Origin of the sequence: Bacteroides sp. 1_1_30, from assembly GCF_020982715.1 — a bacterium.
Lineage (GTDB): Bacteria > Bacteroidota > Bacteroidia > Bacteroidales > Bacteroidaceae > Bacteroides > Bacteroides xylanisolvens.
Map to the genome: position 1 here is coordinate 42,404 of NZ_JAJKHN010000007.1, position 25,767 is coordinate 68,170.

The window sequence follows — 25,767 nt, forward strand, 5'->3', positions numbered from 1 at the left end:
TACTATGATGGACATGAAACGAATATATAACATTCTTCTGATAATGATCCTTTCATTATTTCTGCTTCCGTTGGGCGGTTGTTTCGACAGCGACATCAACCGGAGTATGTACGAAGCGGACGGAGAAGAAATGCAGCGTGAGAATCATATTGTAGGTGCTACGCTCAAAGGAATGCAGGGATTGGTGATTCCTACACGTGAACACCTTTACCAGTTTATGGATGCTATGGCAGGAGGAGCATACGGTGGTTATTTGGAAGGAATTGTAGACACTTGGGTGATGAAATTCTCTACTTTCAATCCCGAACAGGGATGGCTCAAATCCCCGTTTGCCGATCCGATTAAAGACATGTACCCGCAGTACCGCGATATGATGAACAAGACGGATGACCCTGTGGCATTAGCTTTCGGTAAAATTCTCCGGGTGTGTATCATGCATCGTGTGACGGACATTTACGGTCCGATTCCTTATTCGAAGATGATGGATAATGATAATTCGGGTGAAGACCTGGCTGTCGCTTACGATTCGCAGGAGCAGGTATATACACAGATGCTGAAAGAACTGGAAGAAGCGGATAAAGTGTTGGAGGAAAACAAAGACCTGTCGTCCGAGGCTTTCCGCAAACTGGAAGACTTGTATTACGGTAACATTTCCAAATGGCGTAAGTTTGTACATTCCATGCAACTTCGCATTGCCATGCGTATGAGCTATGTCAATCCTACCGAGGCGCAACGTATTGCGCAGAAGGCTGTGGAAGCGGGAGTGATTGAATCGAATGAGGACAACGCCATGCTTCATGTGGCGGAGAACCGTTCGGAGTTGCTGTTTAATAACTGGAATGACTACCGTATTAGTGCCGATTTAGTTTCTATTATGAAAGGTTATGAAGATCCGCGTTTGGATAAGATGTTTGTCAAAGGTGTGCAGACAGTCGATCAGGATGGCGAGAAAGTCGATGTATACGATTATTACGGTGTACGTATCGGCATATTTACCCAGAAGAAAGACGACATGATTAATCTTTACTCAAAGCAGGTGATTTCCAGCACCGACCCTTATCTCTGGATGAATGCGGCGGAGGTGACTTTCCTTCGTGCCGAGGGCGCGTTGCGTGGTTGGAATATGGGAGGCGATGCGCAGGCATTGTATGAAAAGGCTATTGCCCTTTCATTCGAAGAGCGTGGCGGAGCCACCGGAGCAGACCAATATGTGAAGGATGCGGAGAAAAAGCCTATAGACTATGTGAACCCGATGGACGGGGCTGATATTAAGTATAGCCATCCGGCGGTAAGTACCATTACGATTGCCTGGGAACCTGGAGCGGAGTATTTCGAACGGAACCTGGAGCGTATCATTACTCAAAAATGGATTGCAATATTCCCGCTGGGGCTGGAAGCATGGGCGGAACATCGTCGTACGGGCTACCCGAAGTTGTTGCCTGCCGTGGAGAATAAAGACCCCAATAATAGTGTGAATGTAACAATCGGTCCCCGTCGTCTGCCTTTCCCTGCAGATGAATATACGGGAAATCCGAAATACATCGATCAAGCTGTAGAAATGCTGAATGGTCCCGATGCCGCAGGAACTAAACTTTGGTGGGATAAGAAAGACCATTCCATTGAGAATAGTCAATCTTCAAACTAGAACGAACCTTTAAATCAATGAGATTATGAAATATAAATCAATCTTTAAGTTATGCCTACTGACTACTTTCCTGTCGGTTGCCACCATCAGTTGCGACGACTGGACGGAAATGGAAATACACGATAGTCAGGTGAATGGGTTTAAGGAACAGAATCCGCAAGAATATGCGGCATATACGCAGAATCTTCGCGCATATAAAGCAACGAAACATGCTGTCGTTTATGCCCGGTTGGATAATGCTCCGGAAGTATCTACCGGTGAGAAGGACTTTCTCCGTGCGTTGCCGGACAGTATCGATATAGTGACGATGCGTAATGCCGACCGTCTGTCCGAATATGACCGGGAGGATATGAAGTTGGTACGTGAGGATTATGGTACGAAAGTGCTTTACTATATAGATTGCACGGCTAAAGATAAACTGAATACCTCTATTACTTCTGCTGTTGAGGCAGTGCGTACAGGGACATTTGACGGGCTTGCCCTCGGTTCGGAAGGCTCTGCGGTAGACGTCTCGGCGTTAAAGTCGCTACTGGATGCTTTGGGACAGACACCGTGTCTGTTAGTTTTTGAAGGTACCCCTTCCTTGTTGCCGGAAGCGCAGCGCAGCCTTTTCAACTATTTCGTACTTGATATTTCCGGTGCATCCGATGAATATGATATAGAAACCTCCGTATTTTATGCCACCGGATATGGCAAGGCCGCTCCGGATCGCCTGCTGTTGGCTGTCACTCCTGACGGTACATTGACCGACTATAACGGAGTGACGCGCAATGCCATCGCCGGAGCTGCTTACGGTGCTCTCAATATGGAAACGCCATTGGGAGGTATTGCTATTTACAATATCTCTACCGATTACTACGATACTGATATTATTTATAAACAGACCCGTGGAGGTATTCAATTCCTGAATCCTGCTTCGGCTCACTAAACGATGTAAACTATGAGAATACATAAACTTTATCAGTGCTTTGCAGCCGCAGTTTTGTTATTTCTGCCGGTTGCCTGTGATAATACGGATTACAGCGAAAAGTCACCGTTCGATAATTCGGCATACTTGAATGTGGCTGCCAGTAAAAATACGGAGGCTTTCACTTTTAACCGTAAGGTGACAAGCCAAACGAAAGTCTTTAACGTGAACTTGACTTATCCGTCGGGGAATGACGTGAAGGTCAGTCTAAAGGTAGACCCTTCAATGATTAGTACCTATAATGCAAAGAATGATACTCACTATGAAGCACTTCCCGAAGCATATTACCAGCTGTCGACAGACGCGGTGACTATTCCGGCAGGGAAGACTACCTCCGAAGAAGTACACATCAAGTTTCTGAAACTCGATGAACTGGAGATTGATGCTACCTATCTTTGTCCTCTTTCTATAGGAGGAGCCGAAGGGGTAGGCATCATGAACGGTTCACGCACAATGTATTACCTCGTGCGTCGTTCCAGTGCCATCACTACGGCAATGAACCTGAAGAACGTGTATGTTGCCGTTCCGGGATTCGACAAGGGAAGCCCTACCGCAGATGTAGTGAATAATCTGACAGCTATTACAATGGAAGCAATCATACGGATTAACCAATTTGATGATGAAACGAATATTTCTTCAATAATGGGTATCGAGCAGTATTTGTGTGTGCGTTTGGGAGATGTTGACTTTCCTCGTCAGCAGTTGCAGGTTCAGACCCCTGTGGGTAAATTTCCTACTGCCGACAAAAAACTCCAACTTCAAGCGGGAGAGTGGTATCACATCGCATTGACGTGGGATTTGAATACGCAGGTGATTGCTTTCTATGTGAACGGAAAATTGCAAAGCAGAGAAGAAGGACACGGCAAGAGCGATGTAACAACCATTAGTTTGGGGGATAAACTGGCGGATGATGACACAGGTAATGGTGGTGACTTTAATTTCTATTTCGGACGTTCGTACGGACAATCTCATGATATAAGTCGTCAGTTAAACGGTGATATTAGTGAAGCCCGTATATGGAGCGTGGCACGTACCGAACAGCAAATCTATGAGAACATGTATAATATCGATGACCCGGCAGCTGAATCTGATTTACAGGCTTACTGGAAATTTGATGAAGGCACTGGAAATACGATTATAGACCGGACCGGACACCATAATGATGCGAAGATGATTCCATACTTTACGAATGACACCTATACACAGCCACGTCCGAAAACGGAAGCAGAGTTATGGCCCAGTGGTGTGGAAGTGCCTATAATGAATAAATAAGTCAAAGTGGTTATAAACTAAAAACGAATGACGATATGAAACGAATATTAAAATATATCTGGCTTTGGGGCTTGCTGTCTTTATGCGTTTCTTCTTGTGAGGAAGAAGCAGCTGTAATCAATCCTGATGTTTCGCATGATAAACCGACCGAAGTGGTTATAGGTGATTCACCAAGATTGTGCAGCGAGTTGCAGACAGATAATCAACAGGTGTTCCTTATAGTTACTGATAAAGAGAATGAGGTCGTAACAGACCAAGTGTCTGTTGTACTGAAAGAAGCCGCTACGGGAACGAAGAATTTGACAGTGGTGGTAGATAAAGATTTCGATGTGGAAACTTTCCAATTAGCATATACCAACTCGAATTACACATTGTTGCCGGATAATGCTTATGAGTTGGGCAATGGTGGTAGTCTGACAATTGCTGCCGGAGCTATGCAATCGGGTAAGATGACTTTAATTCTTAAAGGATGGATGTTACCGGTTCCAAGTAATTCTAATTTAGGAGCTTCTCAGTATCTACTTCCTCTTAAAATTAAGGAAGATGGTAAATATCAAACGTTGCTTTATCGTATCAATTGGACCAATGGAAAGCATCGTTTGACTTCTTCCAGAAAAGGATATACTTGTATAGGATATGTTGACACTGAAAAGATGAGTCCTTTGGTAAGCTCTGTGTATTGGCTGGAAGATGCAAGCTGGGAGATGAGTAAAGCTTCTCAACTTTTTGATGTTGTAAACTTATTAAGAGCTACTGTTGGTACAGGAGGTGAACTGAAATTGAATGCGGACATAAGCCACGTTCTGAAAAATGCGGATAAATACATTCGTCCGTTGAAATTAATGGGAATGAAAGTTTGTCTGACTGTGAAGAATAGTTCAACTATAGGCTTTTGTCATTTGACAGATGGTGAGATTGAGAATTTTGTAGCACAAGTGAGAAATGCAGTGGAGTTGTACGAGTTGGATGGTATTGATCTTTGGGATGACAGTGATGAATATGGTATAGATGGTATAAAGAATACTAGTACTTATCCTAAATTAATAAAAGCCTTACGTGAGGCATTATCCAAAGAGACAATGTTAACGGTTGCTGATAAAGGGGAAGCGACTGCCCTCTTTTTTGATAAAGAAAAGTGTGGTGGTATAGAGGTTGGAAAATATATTGATTATGCTTACACAGGTTATATAAACCAATATTCTCTTCCTTTTTGGACGGAGTTTGAAATACCTGAAGCTGAATGGATGATTTGTGGACGAAAACCGTTTGCTGGATTGGAAAAAAGTGATTTTGTTTGTTTTACACGAGACTTTACGAAATTTTATCTTGACTATTATTCGGCTGATATGAATTTTATGTCTTTCGTTATGGATATGGGTACAGGCGATGTGCCGGGAATGTCTGTTTTTAATGAAAGCAAAGGGTATATTGCTTATGACATACCTGATAATGTGCGAGGAATGGAGATACTCACAATAGGAGTTACGACTGATATGCAAATGATGATCGATCCGTCAGTTCAGATCTCTGTACATCCTCACGAGGCTGGTGCAGTTGGAAATGATGTTGATAATACTTATTTCCGTAAAGACTGGTAACAGCTTAAGATGCTAATTCTCCATATTGAGAATCCATAAACCTTTTCTGGTGGATATTATTTATTCTTTTGATAATAAAGTAGTACATCAGAATTCGTAATCAAACAGTTCTCAGTCATCTCGGACTGGCTGATGGCGAATATGTCTGTAATTTATAGTTGAATACAACAAAATAACTTTTTTACTAATAAATTGAATAATGAAGAATGTATTGAAAATCTGGTTAGTCGACAACACTGTAACCGTCGACAACAAAGACGATAAGATCGGTCAGCTCGAATCGTCCGGTAATCTTTCGTTGAAGGACATCCTCGACGAGATGCACAAGGAAGACACCGGGCTCCGTCCCGAAACCATCGAGCACGTCGTGAAGCTCTACAACCGTGTTGTGAGCGATCTCATCCTTAGCGGATATAGTGTCAACACCGGTCTTTACCACGCCGTAGCGCAACTCCGCGGTGTTATCGATGGCGGAAAATGGAATCCCGAGAAGAACTCCGTCTACGTCTCCTTCACCCAAGACAAAGAACTGCGTGAAGCTATCGCCCAAACCTCTATCAGTATTTTGGGCGAACGCCAAAGCGTGATGTACGTTGCCGGATTCTCACCTGCCACCGCCACTGCAGGCCGTCCGTTCACAGTCAATGGCCGTATGTTGAAAATTGCAGGTACGGATTCTTCCGTCGGCATCACTATCACCGACAGCAAAGAACAAACCACACCTGTCGACCTCAATATGTTGGCCGTCAACAACCCGTCACAACTCACATTCATTGTTCCTGCCGGTCTGGCCGATGGCGAATATACCCTCACCGTCACTACACAGTATGCAGGAAGCACGCTCCTGAAGACACCCCGAACCGCTATCGCTACTTTCTACGTCGGCACGAAACCCGATGCAGGAGGCGGCTCCGGTTCCGGTGGTAGCGAAGGCGGCGGAGGAGAGGCGCCCGATCCTGCGGCATAAATGTTCTCTTGGCCTGGCGGAGCAATGTCCCGCCAGGTTTATGCAGAGAGGCTGCATAGCTCTATACACGCATCATGTATAGAGTTGTGCAGCCTTCGTGTATAGGGCTATACATGCTAAATGCATAACTTTGATCTTTTTCTCTGTTTTGCCCTCTTTTTCATCAAAGACTTATGTATATAGCCATAATTGAGCTTGGTATTTATTTATCTTTTTCGCATTATCTTTTTTATGGTACTAATTTATTAGTACTTTTGTCTTTACCGAAAGAAAAGATCAACGATTATGGCAAGAATAACGATTCCATACGCAGTGGCCGACTTCGCAGAAATGCGTGAACGTGGCTTTTATTATGTTGATAAGACAAATTACATTCCGGGGCTTGAAGACTATAATGCTCCCATCTTTCTCCGTCCCCGTCGTTTCGGGAAAAGTCTGCTCATCTCCATGTTGGCCCACTACTACGACCGTACGAAAGCGAATCGTTTTGAAGAACTTTTTGGCGGCACCTGGATTGGCGAACATCCTACGGAAGAACATAATCAATATTTGGTGATTCGTTATGACTTCTCGGCTATGGTGATGGCGGATGATATGGAAGGGGTGGTACAGAACTTCAATGACCTGAATTGTGGACCCGTGGAAGTTACGGTAGAACATAACCGAGACCTGTTTGGTGATTTTCAGTTTACAACTCGAGGAAATGCTGTGCAGATGTTGGAGGAACTTTTGGGTTATATCAGCTCACATGGATTGCCTAAAGCATATATATTGATTGACGAATACGATAACTTCACCAATCAACTGCTTACTTCCTATAATGACTCACTTTATGAGGAAGTAACCACTAGTGATAGTTTTCTTCTCACCTTTTTTAAAGTTATCAAAGCGGGTATCGGCGAAGGCACGATTCGCACTTGTTTCTGCACAGGCGTATTGCCTGTCATCATGGACGACCTGACCAGCGGGTACAACATTGCGGAAATCCTCACATTCAAACCCGTTTTTTTGAATATGCTCGGCTTCACCTATGAAGAAACGAAAACATACTTGCGCTATGTACTTGATAAATATGCTCCCGGTGCAAGCGAAGAACGCTTCGAGGAAATCTGGCAGCTTATTGTGAACAACTACGACGGTTATCGTTTTAGCCCTGTCGGTGAACGTCTTTTTAACTCCACTATCTTAACTTATTTTTTTAAGAAATTTGCCGCTAATGCCGGAAGTATTCCCTCCGAACTGATCGATGAGAACCTGCGTACGGACATCAACTGGATTCGCCGCCTGACTCTTTCGCAGAACAACGCCAAAGAGATGCTCGATGCCCTGGTGATAGGCGGTGAATTGTCATACAACGTCAGAGATCTGTCCGGCAAATTCAACAAGAAGAAATTTTTTGAGAAAGAATTCTATCCCGTCAGCCTGTTCTACTTAGGTATGACTACCCTGAAGAGTGCATACCGCATGGTGCTCCCCAACATGACCATGCGCAGCATCTACATGGATTATTACAACCAACTGAACAAGATCGAAGGTAACGCCAGTCGTTACGTCCCGGTTTATGAACTTTATGATTCCAATCGTAGTTTTGAACCCCTTGTGCAGAACTATTTCGAGCAATATCTGGGACAATTCCCCGCACAGGTTTTCGATAAGATCAACGAGAACTTTATCCGTTGTTCTTTCTACGAGCTTGTCTCCCGCTATTTGAGCCATTGTTACACTTTTGCCATCGAACAAAATAACTCCGTCGGTCGTTCGGATTTTGAAATGATCGGCATCCCCGGCACGGATTATTACACGGACGATCGCGTGGTGGAATTTAAATACTATCGTTCCAAAGATGCCGACCGTATGCTTGCGCTCACCGAACCGCTGGTAGAACACGTAGAGCAAGTGAAAGGTTATGCCGCAGATACAAAAAGAAAATTCCCCAATTACCATGTTCGTTCGTACATTGTGTATATCTGTGCCAACAAAGGGTGGAAGTGTTGGGAGGTTTAATATGAATCATTTGTAGATAAATATGAGGAAGAAGTAATTATACTCTCTTATTCCTCGGGTAGCCATCGACTGACATTTCGTGTGTCAGTACTGAATTCTATTCCAACCTTTTTGACTTCCCGTTCATCTGCCTGATAAGGGATAAGATATCCTTTATCTTCGATTTGCTGTAATGCTTGCTCGGCTGTGCCATTTAGTTTGAATTCGAATACATAAATATACTTCGGTGTTTTGACAACTGCATCAGCCCGTCCTTTTGCACTGCGTACTTCTGCTTGTGTGAACTGTCCCATGAGTTTGAATATCAGATAGAAAACAGTCTGGTAATGCCGCTCTGTCTGGTCATTCAGTTCGTAAGGTATATCGGCAAAGAAGGCTTGAAGGCGGGTTAGAAAAGCATTGATATTGCCACTTTCCAACTCATGGACAAATTTGCCAATATAGAAATCTTGCTCATTATCGGGAATATTAGAGTAGAATGGCAGAAGGAAATTCATAAAGCCATATCTCACTTCATCATTGGGAAAAGCAAGTTGATAAGTCTTGAAACGAGGGTCGTATTCTTTAATCGTCAGATACCCGCTTTGATAAATCAGCGGAATAGGATTCCTGCTTTCTGCCCGGTACTCGTTGAATGACGCTGCGTTTGCTTCCACTCCGTCAATGAGCGTTCGCAGGTCATAGTTGCTATCCATCAGCATCTTGACAAGGAAAGTAGGAGTGCCTGTCTGAAACCAGTAATTCTCAAATTTATATCCATCGAACACATTTAATACACTGAACGGATTGAACATGCCTTCTGCATATTCACAGAAATGATACCCGTCGTAAAGTGAGGTCATCTTATGGATTGTATCTTCTGGTGTCATCCGGTTGTATGAGGCCAGCTTATCCAATTCCGGAGTGAATGTATCTATCAGTTCCTGCTTGGTGATGCCGCAAATGGTGGCATAAGGCGGTTTCATGCTGATATCATTCAGTTGATTCAAATCACTGAATACACTGACTTGTGAGAATTTGGTAACACCTGTCAGAAATACGAAACGCAGATAGCGGTCAGCACTTTTCAATACTCCATAGAATGCTTTTAGCATTTTGCGGTATTCTTCAAACAAGGGCAGATTATCCAGAGCTTGCAAAAGAGGTTTGTCATATTCGTCTACTAATACGACTACTTGCTTTCCGGTTTGCACACATGCGCGTTCTATAATATAGGCGAATCGTTCTTCCGGTTGTCGATCTTGCTTTTCGGTTCCGTAGATTGCTTCCCATTTTTCCAGATGTTGGTTGAGCATCGCTATCAGATCTGCCGGAGAATCATACTTGCGTGCATTCAAGTCAATATGAAAAACCGGATAGACTTGCCAGTCAACTTCCATTTGTGAGATGGCTAGTCCTTCGAATAAGTCCTTGCGTCCCAGAAAGTAAGCCTCGAAAGTGGAAATCAGCAGGCTTTTTCCGAAACGTCGGGGACGGCTAAGGAAATAGGGGATGCTTGTGGACACCATTTTTCCGACAAGGGCGGTTTTATCTACATACAGATAATTTCCTTTGCGGATTTTCTCGAAAGTTTGTATTCCGATGGGCAATTTGCGGTTTAAATCAATCATACTTGTTCTTTGTTATAAGAATTCTACTCTTGCAAAGGTAACATATTTTGTGGGATATTGTTCTTTTAGACAAATATTCGTGTAACTTTGCAAATTGATAGTTTAAAAACAAGAAGAGAAAAAATGATAGTTTGCATAGCCGAAAAGCCGTCTGTAGCACGTGATATAGCCGAAGTACTCGGCGCTCATACCAGAAAAGAAGGATATATAGAAGGAAACGGATACCAGGTGACCTGGACATTCGGGCATCTTTGTACCCTGAAGGAGCCACATGAATACACCCCTAACTGGAAATCATGGAGCTTGAGCAGTCTGCCGATGATTCCGCCACGTTTCGGTATCAAGCTGATTGGGCATGATCCGGGTATTGAGAAGCAGTTTCATGTGATAGAGTGGCTGATGCAGAATGCGGATGAAATCATCAATTGCGGTGATGCCGGGCAGGAGGGAGAATTGATTCAGCGCTGGGTGATGCAAAAAGCTGGCGCACGCTGTCCGGTGAAGCGCCTGTGGATTTCTTCGTTGACGGAAGAAGCTATTCGTGAAGGATTCTCGAAACTGAAAGACCAAGCTGAATTTCAATCACTTTACGAAGCCGGTCTTTCCCGTGCGATGGGTGACTGGCTGTTGGGAATGAACGCTACCCGTCTTTATACCCTTAAATACGGTCAAAACAAACAGGTGCTCTCTATCGGTCGTGTACAGACACCGACGCTGGCATTGATTGTCAACCGTCAATTGGAGATAGCCAATTTTGAACCCAAACAATATTGGGAACTGAAAACAAACTATCGTAATACCACTTTCTCTGCACTCATTCGCAAAAGTGATGAAGAAATTGCCGCGGAAGAGGAAAAGAACGGCGGAAAAAAGAAAATAGATAACCCGGGCATCGACCCTATTGCCAACCGGGAAGAAGGAGAAGCATTGGTAGAACGTATTAAAGACCTACCTTTTGTAGTCACCAATGTCGGCAAGAAAGACGGGAAGGAATACGCTCCACGTTTGTTCGATTTGACTTCCCTTCAGGTAGAATGTAACAAGAAATTCGCTTATTCAGCCGATGAAACACTGAAACTGATCCAGTCTCTTTATGAGAAGAAAGTGGCGACCTATCCGCGTGTGGATACCACTTTCTTGAGCGATGATATTTATCCGAAATGTCCTGCTATCCTGAAAGGACTCCGTGATTACGAAGTCTTGACAGCTCCGTTAGCTGGCACTACACTTCTTAAATCAAAAAAGGTATTTGACAACTCGAAAGTGACGGATCACCATGCCATTATCCCAACCGGAGTCTATGCTCAAAACTTGACGGATATGGAACGTCGTGTCTACGACTTGATAGCCCGTCGTTTTATAGCCGTGTTCTATCCGGACTGTAAAATTTCTACTACCACCGTAATGGGAGAAGTGGATAAGATAGAGTTTCGGGTAACCGGAAAACAAATTCTGGAACCGGGATGGCGTGTCGTGTTTGCCAAGGAAGTAAAAGACCCTACTGAAGAAAAAGAGGAAGAGGATGAAAATGTACTTCCTGCTTTTGTGAAGGGTGAAAGTGGTCCTCATATTCCGGACCTGAATGAAAAATGGACACAGCCGCCCAGACCTTATACTGAAGCAACCTTGCTTCGTGCAATGGAAACAGCCGGAAAACTGGTGGACAATGATGAACTTCGCGATGCTTTGAAAGAGAATGGTATCGGTCGTCCGTCTACCCGTGCTGCAATCATTGAGACGTTGTTCAAGCGAAATTATATCCGTAAGGAAAGAAAGAACCTGATTGCCACCCCGACAGGAGTGGAGTTGGTGCAGCTTATTCACGAAGAATTATTGAAATCGGCAGAATTGACAGGTATTTGGGAAAAGAAGTTGCGTGAGATTGAAAAGAAAACATACGATGCCCGCCAGTTCCTCGAAGAACTAAAGCAGATGGTTTCAGAGATCGTAATGAGTGTACTTTCTGATAATACGAATCGACGCATAACTATTCAGGACGCAGTTGCTGCAAAAGCCGAAGAGAAAGAGAAGAAAGAACCTAAAAAGCGTGAACGAAAACCGAGTACACCGAAAGAAAAGAAACCAAAAGCGGAAAAAACGACGAATGAAGTGAAGACTGATTCGCCCGGTTCTCCTGCTCCGGTGGCCATGGCAGCTTCAACTCCTTCTGCGGCAGGTGAGGTAGATGCGTTTGTAGGTCAACCCTGTCCACTTTGTGGTAAAGGAACCATCATTAAAGGGAAGACTGCTTACGGGTGTTCGGAATGGAGAAGTGGATGTACTTTCCGGAAGAATTTCTAATTTTCCGCACAGTAACAAGGTAAAGTGTATGGCTGAAATAGTTTAGTGGAAAACTACTTGATTTATAGAAAAATACACTATATTTGTACATAAATCTATATGGACTACTATGAACCGTTTTGCAAACTACTACAAGAAGATATTCTCGCAAGAGTATATAGATCGCACCATTTCGGGCGGTATCAAGTCACAGCTCACCTTGCTACTCGTTACCATTGCTACGGCGCTGGCTATCTTTTTTATTATCGCGATGCTCTTTTCCATCCAATTGCATGGACACGAGGAATGGGGAGAAAGGCTCTGGGCAGTGTACAACAACTTTGTCGATCCCGGTAACCAAATAGAAGAGACTGCCTGGCCTAACAGGATATTAGTGGGGCTTATCAGCATTTCGGGATCCGTTTTACTGGGCGGTGTGCTCATCTCTACTATCTCTAATATTATAGAGCGGCGTGTGGGAGTGGTATACGCGGGGCGAATGACCTACCGTAATATAAAAAATCATTATGTACTGATCGGATTCAACGAATTGTCTATCAATATGATACGTGAACTGTATGACGAATGTCCTTCGGCACGTATTTTGCTGATGAGCGGTATGGAGTCGGCAACGGTGCGGCATCGTATACAGTCGGCCCTGCCTGTTGAAGTTGAGCGACAAGTGCTTGTTTACTTTGGCAACATTGAGTCGATCGAAGAACTTCAGCGGTTGAAAATAGAGAGTGCTATTGAAGTATATGTGCTGGGTGATGAAGAACGTTACGGGCGCGATGCTAAAAATATAGCTATTGTGCACTTGGTAAGTACTCTGCGTGGTAAATGTTATGATGGTAAGATGATGCCTGTGTATGTACAGTTTGATAGCATCCCTTCGTATTCTAACATACAGAAAATGAATCTGCCGCCCGAAGTCTTTTGTATAGAAGGCAAGCCTAATATTTTCTTTCGGCCCTTTAATCTCCATGAAAACTTGGCCCGGCAGCTATGGAGCCTTTATGGAGCTGATTGTGAAAGGCGTTATGATCCGCTGGATTATCGCCCCATAAGCATTACACAACAACCTGATGGAAGTTGGAGTGCTACCAGTCAAGACTATGTGCATCTGGTTATCGTGGGATTCAACCGAGTGGGACGTTCGTTGCTACTCGAAGCATTGCGTATCTGCCATTATGCCAATTATGATGACCGTCTGCCTGCAGATGAACGTATACGTACCCGTATCACTTTAGTGGATCGCGAGATGGAGGCACAGAAAGACTACTTCAAAGCTCAATTCCCCTATATAGAGAGCCAAATAGATGATATTGAGGTGGAATATTGCCATGATGATATTTGCAGTACTGCTATGCGTACCCGCCTGCAGCAGTGGGCACAAAATAAGCATTGTATGCTTACAGTGGCCATTTGTGTGCATGATCCTGATTTGAGTCTTTCATTAGGACTCAACTTACCACATGAAGTTTATCAGTATCAGTGTCGTGTGCTAATCCGTCAGGAGTTTAATAATGATTTGTCGTCGATGGTGGACGACGAGAAGGGACGCTATCGCTATGTCAAGGTGTTTGGTATGGTAGACAGGGGAATAAAGAAAAACATCTTGCAAGATAAACTGGCTTTGTATGTGAACTACTTATACGATTGTTGTTATGCTGATGAAAGCCTCAAACAAAAAGAGGTATTGAAGAAGATGTATGAATCCTATGGTAACCATTCTGCCGACTTTATTTTGATGAACCACCAGGCGCAGTATTTGTGGAATAAACTAAGCGAACCACTACGTTGGGCTAATCGCTATCAGCTGGATGCCTATAGTGTATTTTGTCGCACACTGGGCTACGGCATCAGACGGAGTGACCACTCACCGGCACACATATCCGAATCTATGTTCAATGAAGATCTGCCAGCTCAAGTTTTGTATCTGTTAGTACGCATGGAGAAGTACCGATGGAATGCCGAGCGTACGGTGGCCGGCTGGAGACGTGCTAAGGTGAAGGATAAGGTATTTTTGCAACATCCTCTTATTATGCCTTTCAGCGAATTACTACAAAAGTATCCCGAGGAGGTAGAGAAGGATGCTGATGTAATTTATAATCTGCCCTACATACTGGCATTGGGAGGATATGAGCTTTATAGATTGGCCGATTAATAAGCCGACTTAACATTTATACATAAGTTAGAGAGACACTACTAACCGCAACCCGTAATCAATATCCCACCGTTGTGGGGTCACTCCATAACGGCTGGTGACTTTACAGTATTTCTCGAAGGTGTAATAACTGCCTCCGCGTAATACTTTATGCATATCCTTTTTATTTATTTAATATCTATCGCTAGAAATGAGTTCTGCGATGATAACTATCATGCGTCGAAAACCAAAAACTTCCTCATTCACTGAATAAATTCTTTTTTTTCATTAAAATCATCTTTCTTGTAGGCAATAATCGTGGCATATTTGTTATTTATAAAATGAGAGTATCAATTATTTAAATAGAAAGAATATGAAGAAAAGATTAGTAGGAGTTGCATTGGTGTTGGCTGCCGTCTCTTTGGGGAGTATACAGCCTGTGGAAGCATGTACGCGTGCAGTATACATAGGTCCTGATCAGATGGTGATAACGGGGCGTACCATGGACTGGAAAGAAGATATCATGACGAATATCTATGTGTTTCCACGTGGTATTCAGCGTGCGGGACATAACAAGGATAAAACGGTGAACTGGACTGCCAAATACGGAAGTGTGATTGCCACAGGATATGATATTGGTACTTGCGATGGAATGAACGAGAAAGGATTGGTGGCGAGTCTGCTTTTCTTACCGGAATCCATTTACTCTCTTCCCGGTGATACCCGTCCGGCAATGGGAATCAGTATTTGGACACAGTACGTACTCGATAACTTTGCTACGGTACGCGAAGCCGTGGATGAACTGAAAAAAGAGACTTTCCGAATTGATGCTCCCCGTATGCCGAATGGAGGGCCGGAATCTACCTTGCATCTGGCTATAACCGATGAAACTGGGAATACGGCTGTACTGGAATATCTGGATGGAAAATTGAGTATTCACGAAGGGAAAGAATACCGGGTGATGACAAATTCTCCCCGATATGACTATCAATTGGCTATTAATGATTATTGGAAAGAAATTGGTGGCTTACAGATGCTACCGGGAACAAATCGTGCGAGTGACCGCTTTGTCAGGGCTTCTTTCTACATTCATGCCATTCCGCAAACTGCTGATGCAAAAATTGCAGTTCCCAGTGTATTGAGTGTGATGCGTAATGTTTCTGTACCATTTGGTATTAACACGCCGGAGAAGCCTTATATTTCTTCTACCCGTTGGCGTTCCGTTTCCGATCAGAAGAATAAAGTGTATTATTTCGAATCTACTTTGACACCGAATATGTTTTGGCTGGACTTGAAGAAAATAGATTTTAGTCCGAAAGCAGGGATTAAGAAATTGTCTCTGACAAAGGGAGAGATTTATGCAGGTGATGCAGTGAAAGATTTGAAAGACAGTCAATCATTCACTTTCCTTTTCCAGACTCCGGTCATGTAATTTGTTGGTATCTGTAAATATATAAAAAGAGCGGTGGACGGGTTTGTAATCAAACACTTGTCCATCGCTCTTTTTTATATACCGTTTATAATTAGACTTTTTGTCTGTCCGCTTTATCGTCTGGCGTATTCCTGATGAAATTCAATGACTGCCTCTATCCCTTTACGGAAAATATCCAGTGAAAAGTTTTCGTTTGGTGAATGGATGGCGTCTGATTCCAAACCGAATCCCATCAATACAGTTTTGATTCCCAATACTTGTTCAAAAGTAGAAATGATAGGAATACTACCACCACGGCGTACTGCCAGCGGTTTCTTTCCGAAAGCAATTTCAAAGCCTTTTTCGGCAGCCTGATAAGCAGAAAGCGAAATCGGGCATACGTATCCTTGTCCTCCATGCATTGGAGTCACTTTCACCTGAACAGTTTCCGGAGCAATGCTTGAAATATACTCTGCAAACATCTGCGAAATCTTATGATGATCCTGATGCGGAACCAACCGGCAGGAAACTTTGGCATACGCCTTTGAAGGAAGTACGGTTTTAGAACCTTCTCCCGTATATCCGCCCCAAATGCCACATACGTCAAAAGACGGACGACAGCTGTTACGTTCCAATGTGCTGTATCCTTTTTCTCCGAAAAGCTTTTTTACGCCGATTGCTTCTTTGTATTTCTTTTCGTCAAAAGGAATATGCGCAATCATTTCCCGTTCGGCTTGCGGAACTTCTTCCACATCGTCATAGAATCCGGGAACGGTAATCCGTCCGTCGGCATCCGTCACCTTACTGATAATCTGGCAAAGTGTGTTGATGGGATTAGCCACCGCACCGCCGAAATGTCCGGAATGTAAGTCCCGGTTCGGTCCGGTTACTTCTATTTCCCAATAAGCCAGTCCGCGAAGACCGGTTGTTAAAGACGGAAGTTCAGCTCCCAGCATACTCGTATCCGAGACAAGGATGACATCTGCTTTCAGTAACTCTTTGTGTTCTTCGCAGAAAGCCTCCAGGCTGGGTGAGCCTATTTCTTCTTCACCTTCGAAGATGAATTTTACATTATTCTTCAGCAAATCGTTTTTAAGCAGATACTCGAACGCCTTTACCTGGATGAATGATTGTCCTTTGTCGTCATCTGCTCCACGTGCCCAAATATATCCGTCCCGTATTTCCGGTTCGAACGGCTGGCTTTTCCAAAGCTCCAGCGGTTCGGCCGGCATTACATCGTAATGAGCATAAACCAATACAGTCTTTGCGTCCGGATCGACCATCTTTTGAGCGAAAACAATCGGATTACCCTTTGAGGGCATCACCAATGCTTCATCTGCTCCGGCTTCAAGTAACAACTGCGCCCAGCGTTCCGCACAAGCCAGCATATCATCGTGATGCTCCGGCAGAGCACTGATACTGGGGATGCGGATGAGGCTGAACAGGTCATTCATCATTTCTGGCTCGTGCGCTATTATGTATTTCTGAATTTCGTTCATTACAGTTGCGTCGTTTTATCCAGTAAGTAATAATCAAGTATAGTCATGGCGGCCATTGCTTCTACGATAGGCACGGCACGGGGCAGTACACAAGCGTCATGGCGTCCGCGTGCTTTCAGGGTGGTGTCGATACCATCAATGTTGACGGTTTCCTGTTCCATCAGCAACGTTGCAATCGGTTTGAATACTACACGGAAATAAATATCCTGACCATTACTCAATCCTCCCTGGATACCTCCGGAGTGGTTGGTATGTGTCTCGATGCGTCCGTTGTTATTATAGAAAACATCGTTCTGTTCGGAACCTTTCATTTTTAGTCCTTTGAATCCTTCGCCGTATTCGAATGCTTTGGCAGCGTTAATGCTTAACATGGCGTTACCCAAGGCAGCATGGAGTTTGCCGAAAACAGGTTGTCCAAGTCCGATGGGGCATCCCTTGATGACGCAGGTCAGTGTGCCACCGATGGTGTCGCCTTCTCCTTTCACCTTATATATAAGGTCTGCCATTTCTTTTGCTTTTTCCGGGTCCGGACAACGTACATCGTTTGTTTCTATCAAATCAAGATCGTAATCCGAGTAAGTACCCTCCAATTTGATAGGACCTACCTGCGAAGTATAGGCAGTGATATTGATACCCAGTTGACGAAGTGCTAACTTAGCCAATGCGCCGGCTACCACGCGCGAAATCGTTTCGCGTGCGGAAGAACGTCCGCCGCCACGGTGGTCACGGATTCCGTACTTCACTGTGTACGTGTAATCAGCGTGTGAAGGACGATATACATTTTTCAGATTGTTGTAGTCATTGGAGTGTTGGTTTTCATTCCAAACGATAAAACCAATAGGGCATCCGGTGGATTTCCCTTCAAAAATACCTGAAAGAAACTCAACTTTATCAGCTTCTTTACGTGCAGTGGTAAGAATGGATTGTCCCGGACGGCGACGATTAAGTTCTTGTTGTACGAATTCTTCGTCGATGACAATTCCTGCCGGAAATCCGTCAATCACTCCTCCAACTCCTTTTCCATGAGACTCACCGAAACTTGTGAGCCGAAAGATATTGCCAAATGAATTAAACATAGTTGTGGCTTTTTTAAAATTACTATATGCAAATATAACAAAGTTTTCGATAAGAAAGTTGTGAACTCGAAATATCTTCGAAAAAGGAAGCATATTGAACCTTTTTTCTTCTTTTTAGTTTATAAGGGACGAAATTTATTATAATAACTAAACCAAAGACGTATGAAAAAGAATCTATTGTATTTATTGGCATTGGTCTGCTCTCTTACTTTCTTTGCTGCTTGTAGCAGTGACGATGACGACAGTGATAACAAGAATAATGGGAATCCTCCTGAAGAGGAAGCTGCGATAACGGCTCCGGATGTAGTCGGAACGTATTGGGGAAATCTGGATATATCCATGATACCGGATGGTTCTGACCAAGAAATTGTCATAGGAGATGGAATAGAGAAGTTTATCACCCTCTCGCAGGTCAGCAATACGGAGGTGAAGATTGAACTGAAGGAGTTTGAATTGTTCATCAATCAACAGATTCTGAAGTTTGGAGATATTGTTGTTGATAAGTGTGAAGTGAAGAAAGGGGAAGGTGTGTCTACATTTACCGGACAGCAAGACCTTACGTTTGAGGGAAATGCCGCTGCTTTGGGTACCTGTCCTGTAACTGTTACGGGAACGGTAGAAGATGGAAATGCAGACATGGCCATTAACGTGAAAGTGCCTACATTGCAACAGACTGTAAAAGTGACCTATTCTGGAGTGAAACAGGTGGCGGAGTCTGGTGGAAATTAATTCCTTGTTCACCACAGATTACACAGATTAACACAGATTATTTATATTGATAGTCTATGACTTATAAATCAATCTGTGTTAATCTGTGTAATCTGTGGTGAGACTTAAAATGCGTACCCAAAACCTATATTCAAATAGATAGGATACATTGCAAAAGTGATTGTATTAAAATCGCTTTTAAATATATCGTTCAATCCCCAGGTGAGATCAGCATACACATTGAGGTGCTTGAAAGCTCGCCATCCGGCTCCCACCTGTAATCCCCACTGGAAATGTCTCAAGTCGTCCGAGAAATCGTAGGTTGCAATTTTGCCGTCGGTAAATTCTACTTTCGGACCGGTGGGAGCATCTTCCCGCAAATATCCTTCGTACACATGACCTGAAAATTCTCTTGAAAGCAGATACGAGAAATAAGGTCCGGCTTTGATGTTCCATCGGTTACTTAGTTTGTAGGTAGCCATTAGAGGTATAGTCAGTCCGGCGGTATGTACTTTGGTTTTCACTCCGCCCGTCCATACTCCGCTGATTCTTTCACCTCCTTGTCCGAGAATTTCCATATTGTAATTTTTTACGGTGGCTTCGGTGGTCATTGCTTTGTTTTCGAGCCGGAGTCCGACTATGATTCCGAGTTTGTTCTGAACGGCAATCCATTTGGTTACTTCGCCCCCTATGCTGATGGCCAGTGTCGGGTTATATCCGTCAATCGAACGGATTTCTACCGGAAGGGGAAGCGGGGCTGTGCCGCCAATGCTGAAACCTGCTTTGATTTCATATTCCAGTCCGTGAAGGGCGGAACGGATCAGCGTTTCATTTCGGTCTACCTGTGAATAGCCAGGGAGAGCTATTCCTATACAGGCTAATAAACTGAATATATACGGATAGATTTTCATCATTATGGTTGTTATAAAGTTATTTAATTCCGTTCGTTTGATAATGTGCACGTTTTGTGTGGGTACATTGCTTGAGTGTATTATGAGGTATTGTTATGGAAAATCCTTCATCGAAATCCCGCTAATTTTCCGAGTGATAGATTAACTCGGCCTCGTCGATCAGTAATGTACTTCCGATTGCTCCGTTAAAATGATCTCCTTCCAGACTTGAGGTAAACACAATGGCTATATTATATTTCCCATCCCTTAGCTTCTCCTTATCAATGAATTTTCCGGGGAGAGTGATGAAAGGAAGTTTAAAGTAAGTCCATTCGTTCGTTTCTTTGGCATTATTAATCCGTGCTGTTGAAACCAGGTTCGGACTGGTGAATGTATTTGTTCCGTCGAGAGTGGGAACAGATTCACTGGTTTCGTACATGATGGCATATATGTCACAGATGTCCCGTTTCCCGTTCACAGGTTTTCCTCCCTCTGTAAACTGATCTCCTGCTTTGTATTTATAATAACCAGCTAGATAAGTGGGTACATGCCGGAAAGGAAGGCCGAATTTAGTCGCTTTCAGTGGATTGCTCATTGCGTTACTCACATCGAAAGAACCGATAAACAGATTTCCTGCTGCAATAGGCATTCCTGCTAGCTGACCGAAGAATCCGGTACTGCGTGTCACTAAGGAGAGGCATTTGCCGGCTTTTCCGTCCGTTATTTGGAAAGTGGGATAATCATCGGCTGTTTTGGCTACTCCGGTCATGGCATAACCCGCATTTCCGCTGGCCCATTCCATGACGACCTTATCTCTTTCGCGTTCTACAAATATGTAGTACTTTTTTCCGCCCAGTGTATCTTCGAAATTATAGTTCGTGGCAAGTTCCGTGTCGATCACTGATACTGTATATGCTTTTTTCCAAATACCGTCGGCAGCTGTGACAGTATATTCCTGTGGGGTATTGAAATTTCGTTCTGTGCCGCTAAGTGGACTGATCGTAGCTCCTGGAGTCAATGTAAATTCAGGTTTGAGTTCTGAAATATCAGTTCCCGGACCGACAAAGATAGTTATGGAATTATTGTTAATAATAGGGCTGGTTGTCATGGCTACTCCCGGTAGTATACAACTTAATATGTCTGCTTCTGCATTGAGAGCTTCTTCGCGGATGCATGAAGAGGAAACAATAGCTAGTAGCAAATAGACAATTACGTGTTTTGCTTTCATTTTTCTATCAATTCTTTCTGTTAAAGTTTGGTATATGGGAGATTTTATAACAATATGAGATTTTATTTGTTCATTATAGAATGTTGGAAAAGAAAGAATTTCCTATTTTTGTGGAATCAAAACTTATAAGTCTATGACTGAATCAGAAAGAAGGCAAATTATAGAATTGATTAAGAAGGAGGTCATTCCGGCTATCGGATGTACGGAACCTATCGCAGTAGCGCTTTGTGTTGCTAAGGCTGCCGAAACATTGGGAGCGAAACCGGAAAAGATAGAAGTCCTGTTAAGTGCTAATATATTAAAGAATGCTATGGGAGTAGGAATTCCGGGAACGGGTATGGTCGGGCTTCCCATAGCGGTTGCTTTGGGTGCGTTGATTGGCAAATCAGATTATCAGTTGGAGGTGTTGAGGGATTGTACATCGGAAGCGGTGGAACAGGGAAAACTGTTTATCGCAGAAAAACGGATTTGTATTTCTCTAAAAGAAGATATTACGGAAAAGCTGTATATCGAAGTGATTTGTAAAACGGAAGATAAAACGGCTAAAGCCATCATTGCCGGTGGACATACTACCTTTATATATATAGCCAAAAATGAACAAACGTTGCTCGACAAGCAACAGACAGTCAGCGAGGAAGAGGAAGAGGCTTCGCCCGAACTAAACTTGCGTAAAGTATATGACTTTGCACTGACTGCTCCGCTGGATGAAATCCGTTTCATCCTTGACACAGCCCGTTTGAACAAAGCTGCTGCCGAGCAAGCCTTTAAAGGTAACTACGGACATTCTTTAGGGAAAATGCTTCGGGGAACTTATGAGCATAAAGTGATGGGGGATAGCGTGTTTTCTCATATCCTTTCTTATACGTCGGCTGCCTGTGACGCCCGTATGGCCGGTGCTATGATTCCTGTAATGAGTAATTCCGGCAGTGGTAATCAGGGGATATCCGCTACACTTCCTGTCGTTGTCTTTGCAGAAGAAAACGGAAAAAGTGAAGAAGAACTGATCCGTGCTTTAATGCTTAGCCATCTCACTGTTATATATATCAAACAAAGTTTGGGGCGTCTGTCTGCTTTGTGTGGTTGTGTGGTAGCTGCCACAGGTTCCAGTTGTGGAATCACCTGGTTAATGGGAGGAAACTACAATCAGGTTGCCTTCGCTGTTCAAAACATGATTGCCAATTTGACAGGAATGATTTGTGACGGTGCAAAACCGAGTTGTGCCTTGAAGGTAACCACCGGAGTTTCGACAGCCGTACTGTCTGCCATGATGGCAATGGAAGACCGTTGTGTGACTTCCGTAGAAGGAATTATAGATGAAGATGTAGACCAAAGTATCCGTAACCTGACAAGAATCGGCTCGCAAGCCATGAACGAAACGGATAAAATGGTGCTTGACATCATGACGCACAAAGGATGCTGATTTTAAGTATTAAGTATCAAGTATTAAGTATTAGGCATTAAGTATTAGCCGGAATGACGGCATAAAAAAAGTATTAAGTATTAAAACTCCGGCTATATTCGCACGAAATTAATACTTAATACTTTATACTTAATACTTCAATTAATGACAGTGTCCGCCTTCGCAACCGCAGTCGTCGCCACAGCCATCACCGCAGCTGTCGCATCCGCAACCGCAACCACCTTCGCCACTCATCATTTTCACCAATTCCTGGATTTCTTCGTTGGTAGCAGGACGGCTTTCCAGTATTTCACCTTCGAAAATCAGGTCGGCACCAGCCAACGGGTGATTGAGGTCAACTACTACAACATCCGGTTTAATTTCTACTACGCTGGCATTCACGCGCTGACCGTCGCCAGTCATCAAAGGTACGATGTTACCTTCTTTAATACGTTCGCTGTCAAACTTGCCATCTATTTCAAAAATATTTTTGGGGAGGTCAATAACGTGTTGTTCGTCATATTGTCCGTAAGCCTTATCTGCCGGAATGGTAAAATCAAATTTATCACCTTTAGAAAGAGCAGTTATCTGATTTTCGAAATCTTCGAGTGTTGTTCCTAATCCTGAAATGAATTGAAAGGGATGTTCTGCTTTTGCTTCTTCGAACAACTCTTTTTCACCATCTTCCATTGTATATAGTTTGTATGCAACGGTAATGTACTTGTTTTCTACTGTTTCCATCTGATCTTTTTTGTTTCTGATTAATAATTCCCGTAAATACGGGTCTACAAAGATACGAATTATTTGCTTGTACTCCGGTATAGGGAGGGTAAATTTCAGATTATTAAGTGCTTTTGTCAGAAAAAGGAAGTGAGGTGCGCAGTTAGATAATAGTTGTAAATTCAACCTTTAAGTGATAAAATAGAGAAATAATACCTCTCTTTTCTTACAATTATTCGCTTTTAAGTGATTTTTTTCTTCGATTTGTTTGGATATAATAAAAAAGCCCTTACCTTTGCAGCACGAAAATAAAGAAAAGAAGATATGAATATGTTACATACATCTATTAACCTAGCAGTCCTGCATATTATTCGCGTCGTGGTGGTCCCATCAAGAGCGTGAGAAAGGTTTTTGTGTTGTATGTGTTCGTACCATAAAAGATAGAATTTAGAGCCTTTCTCACTTGTGTGAGGAAGGCTCTTTAATTAAAAGATAGATTGAAATGAAAAAGCAATTACGCAGTTCGTTTAGTACACAAGGCCGTCGGATGGCGGGAGCCCGTGCATTGTGGGCAGCCAACGGCATGAAGAAGAATCAAATGGGTAAACCCATTATCGCTATCGTCAATTCGTTCACACAGTTTGTCCCGGGGCATGTACACCTACATGAAATCGGTCAGCTGGTGAAGGCAGAGATTGAGAAGCTGGGATGCTTCGCTGCGGAATTCAATACAATAGCTATCGACGATGGTATAGCAATGGGACATGACGGTATGCTTTATTCGCTTCCTTCACGTGACATCATTGCAGATAGCGTAGAATATATGGTTAATGCGCACAAGGCGGATGCAATGGTATGTATCAGTAATTGCGATAAGATCACTCCCGGAATGTTAATGGCGGCTATGCGTCTGAATATCCCTGCCGTATTTGTATCGGGTGGTCCGATGGAAGCGGGAGAATGGAATGGCCAGCACCTGGATTTGATCGATGCGATGATTAAATCGGCCGACGAGAGTGTTAGCGATCAGGAAGTAGCGAATATCGAGCAAAATGCTTGTCCTACTTGCGGATGCTGCTCCGGTATGTTTACCGCCAACTCGATGAACTGCCTGAATGAAGCAATCGGACTGGCTCTTCCCGGCAACGGAACCATTGTAGCGACACACGAAAACCGTACGCAACTTTTCAAAGACGCTGCGGAACTGATCGTGAAAAATGCAAAATTATATTATGAAGAAGGAGACGAAAGTGTACTTCCCCGTAGCATCGCTACCCGTCAGGCTTTCCTGAACGCCATGACGCTGGATATAGCAATGGGGGGATCTACCAATACGGTTCTTCACTTGTTGGCTGTTGCTCACGAAGCAGAGGTAGACTTCAAGATGGATGATATCGACATGCTTTCCCGCAAGGCTCCTTGTCTCTGCAAGGTGGCTCCCAATACACAGAAATATCATATTCAGGATGTAAACCGTGCCGGTGGTATCATTGCCATTATGGACGAACTGGCAAAGGGAGGTTTGATAGATACATCCGTTCGTCGGGTAGACGGAATGTCACTGGCAGAAGCCATTAATGAATATTCAATCACCAGCCCGAATGTGAGCGAAAAAGCAATTAAGAAATATTCGAGCGCAGCCGGAAATAAATTCAATCTCGTACTTGGTTCACAAGGTATGTACTATAAGGAACTGGATAAGGACCGTGCAAACGGATGTATTCGTGACTTGGAACATGCTTACAGCAAAGACGGCGGACTGGCCGTATTGAAAGGTAATATTGCTCAAGATGGTTGTGTAGTAAAAACAGCAGGTGTAGACGAAAGTATCTGGAAGTTTACCGGACCTGCCAAAGTATTTGATTCGCAAGAAGCAGCCTGTGAAGGCATCCTCGGAGGTCGAGTCGTCAGTGGAGACGTCGTCGTCATCACGCACGAAGGTCCGAAGGGTGGTCCCGGTATGCAGGAAATGCTTTATCCTACCTCTTATATAAAATCCCGTCATCTCGGAAAAGAATGTGCTTTGATTACCGACGGACGTTTCAGCGGTGGAACTTCCGGATTGAGTATCGGACATATTTCTCCTGAAGCGGCAGCTGGAGGCAATATCGGAAAAATTGTAGACGGAGACATTATCGAAATCGATATTCCGGCCCGGAAGATTAACGTGCGACTGACGGATGAAGAACTGGCGGCCCGTCCGATGACTCCTGTTACTCGTGACCGTTATGTACCGAAGAGCCTGAAGGCGTATGCCAGCATGGTAAGCTCTGCCGATAAGGGAGCAGTGAGAATTATATAATATAGTTGGTGATAGTTGATAGGTAATAGTTAGCTGCGCAGCACT

General features: G+C 43.6%; 18 protein-coding genes and 1 pseudogene. 12 read left to right on the forward strand and 7 right to left on the reverse strand.

What is annotated here, in order from left to right:
- Nucleotides 1–4 precede the first annotated feature (4 nt).
- The 6 genes from LPH68_RS02985 to LPH68_RS03010 all read left to right on the forward strand — a co-directional run bounded on the left by LPH68_RS02985 (nucleotide 5) and on the right by LPH68_RS03010 (nucleotide 8,453).
- Nucleotides 5–1,645, forward strand: a complete 1,641-nt coding sequence (locus tag LPH68_RS02985; RefSeq protein WP_134985099.1) for a SusD/RagB family nutrient-binding outer membrane lipoprotein — start codon at nucleotides 5–7, stop codon at nucleotides 1,643–1,645.
- 25 nt (nucleotides 1,646–1,670) lie between these two features.
- Nucleotides 1,671–2,573, forward strand: a complete 903-nt coding sequence (locus LPH68_RS02990) for a glycoside hydrolase family 18 (RefSeq protein ID WP_049702108.1) — start codon at nucleotides 1,671–1,673, stop codon at nucleotides 2,571–2,573.
- 12 nt (nucleotides 2,574–2,585) lie between these two features.
- On the forward strand, nucleotides 2,586–3,884 hold the full coding sequence (locus LPH68_RS02995) for a DUF1735 and LamG domain-containing protein (protein WP_049702109.1): 1,299 nt from the start codon (nucleotides 2,586–2,588) through the stop codon (nucleotides 3,882–3,884).
- A 35-nt stretch (nucleotides 3,885–3,919) separates the two neighbouring features.
- Entirely contained in the window at nucleotides 3,920–5,482 is a 1,563-nt protein-coding gene (locus tag LPH68_RS03000; RefSeq protein ID WP_118408312.1) for a BT_3987 domain-containing protein, read from the forward strand.
- 199 nt (nucleotides 5,483–5,681) lie between these two features.
- Complete coding sequence (locus LPH68_RS03005) at nucleotides 5,682–6,449, forward strand: DNA-binding domain-containing protein (protein ID WP_049702111.1); 768 nt, start codon at nucleotides 5,682–5,684, stop codon at nucleotides 6,447–6,449.
- 285 nt (nucleotides 6,450–6,734) lie between these two features.
- Entirely contained in the window at nucleotides 6,735–8,453 is a 1,719-nt protein-coding gene (locus tag LPH68_RS03010) for an ATP-binding protein (RefSeq protein WP_008015586.1), read from the forward strand.
- 47 nt (nucleotides 8,454–8,500) lie between these two features.
- Here LPH68_RS03010 and LPH68_RS03015 read toward each other — a convergent pair whose 3' ends face one another.
- On the reverse strand, nucleotides 8,501–10,063 hold the full coding sequence (locus LPH68_RS03015; RefSeq protein ID WP_008641128.1) for an ATP-binding protein: 1,563 nt from the start codon (nucleotides 10,061–10,063) through the stop codon (nucleotides 8,501–8,503).
- Between the two features lie 123 nt (nucleotides 10,064–10,186).
- Between LPH68_RS03015 and LPH68_RS03020 the strand changes: the two genes are divergently transcribed.
- Both LPH68_RS03020 and LPH68_RS03025 read left to right on the forward strand, forming a co-directional pair.
- Complete coding sequence (locus LPH68_RS03020) at nucleotides 10,187–12,364, forward strand: DNA topoisomerase 3 (protein WP_151923565.1); 2,178 nt, start codon at nucleotides 10,187–10,189, stop codon at nucleotides 12,362–12,364.
- Nucleotides 12,365–12,473: 109 nt separating this feature from the next.
- Nucleotides 12,474–14,510 carry a hypothetical protein gene (locus LPH68_RS03025; RefSeq protein ID WP_151923566.1) on the forward strand — a complete coding sequence of 679 codons (2,037 nt, stop codon included), beginning with the start codon at nucleotides 12,474–12,476 and terminating at the stop codon, nucleotides 14,508–14,510.
- 27 nt (nucleotides 14,511–14,537) lie between these two features.
- Here the strand turns inward: LPH68_RS03025 and LPH68_RS26595 are convergent.
- Nucleotides 14,538–14,681 (reverse strand): annotated as a pseudogene (locus LPH68_RS26595) (formylglycine-generating enzyme family protein); the annotation flags it as partial.
- Nucleotides 14,682–14,862: 181 nt separating this feature from the next.
- Here LPH68_RS26595 and LPH68_RS03030 point away from each other — a divergent pair.
- Nucleotides 14,863–15,921: a linear amide C-N hydrolase gene (locus LPH68_RS03030; RefSeq protein WP_008024815.1), complete on the forward strand. Its 1,059-nt coding sequence runs from the start codon at nucleotides 14,863–14,865 to the stop codon at nucleotides 15,919–15,921.
- Nucleotides 15,922–16,034: 113 nt separating this feature from the next.
- Here the strand turns inward: LPH68_RS03030 and LPH68_RS03035 are convergent, their stop codons facing one another.
- Both LPH68_RS03035 and aroC read right to left on the reverse strand, forming a co-directional pair.
- Complete coding sequence (locus LPH68_RS03035; protein WP_151923567.1) at nucleotides 16,035–17,399, reverse strand: dipeptidase; 1,365 nt, start codon at nucleotides 17,397–17,399, stop codon at nucleotides 16,035–16,037.
- On the reverse strand, nucleotides 17,399–18,475 hold the full coding sequence (aroC, locus tag LPH68_RS03040) for a chorismate synthase (RefSeq protein WP_008024813.1): 1,077 nt from the start codon (nucleotides 18,473–18,475) through the stop codon (nucleotides 17,399–17,401). The genes LPH68_RS03035 and aroC overlap by 1 nt, the downstream gene beginning before the upstream one ends.
- Nucleotides 18,476–18,637: 162 nt before the next feature.
- Here aroC and LPH68_RS03045 point away from each other — a divergent pair, with 162 nt between their 5' ends.
- A complete protein-coding gene (locus LPH68_RS03045) occupies nucleotides 18,638–19,204 on the forward strand; it encodes a calycin-like domain-containing protein (protein ID WP_008641131.1) in 567 nt (188 codons plus the stop codon).
- A gap of 104 nt (nucleotides 19,205–19,308) precedes the next feature.
- On the opposite strand, the gene LPH68_RS03050 is transcribed toward LPH68_RS03045, so the two are convergent.
- Nucleotides 19,309–20,094, reverse strand: a complete 786-nt coding sequence (locus tag LPH68_RS03050) for a porin family protein (RefSeq protein WP_008641133.1) — start codon at nucleotides 20,092–20,094, stop codon at nucleotides 19,309–19,311.
- 121 nt (nucleotides 20,095–20,215) lie between these two features.
- Entirely contained in the window at nucleotides 20,216–21,301 is a 1,086-nt protein-coding gene (locus LPH68_RS03055) for a PCMD domain-containing protein (protein WP_008641135.1), read from the reverse strand.
- Nucleotides 21,302–21,434: 133 nt separating this feature from the next.
- On the opposite strand from LPH68_RS03055, the gene LPH68_RS03060 reads away from it, so the two are divergent.
- On the forward strand, nucleotides 21,435–22,721 hold the full coding sequence (locus LPH68_RS03060) for a serine dehydratase subunit alpha family protein (RefSeq protein ID WP_008641136.1): 1,287 nt from the start codon (nucleotides 21,435–21,437) through the stop codon (nucleotides 22,719–22,721).
- Between the two features lie 141 nt (nucleotides 22,722–22,862).
- On the opposite strand, the gene LPH68_RS03065 is transcribed toward LPH68_RS03060, so the two are convergent.
- Nucleotides 22,863–23,441, reverse strand: a complete 579-nt coding sequence (locus LPH68_RS03065) for a peptidylprolyl isomerase (protein WP_004313581.1) — start codon at nucleotides 23,439–23,441, stop codon at nucleotides 22,863–22,865.
- A gap of 481 nt (nucleotides 23,442–23,922) precedes the next feature.
- Between LPH68_RS03065 and ilvD the strand changes: the two genes are divergently transcribed.
- Entirely contained in the window at nucleotides 23,923–25,722 is a 1,800-nt protein-coding gene (gene ilvD, locus LPH68_RS03070; protein ID WP_004312414.1) for a dihydroxy-acid dehydratase, read from the forward strand.
- The last annotated feature ends 45 nt before the right edge of the window (nucleotides 25,723–25,767 follow it).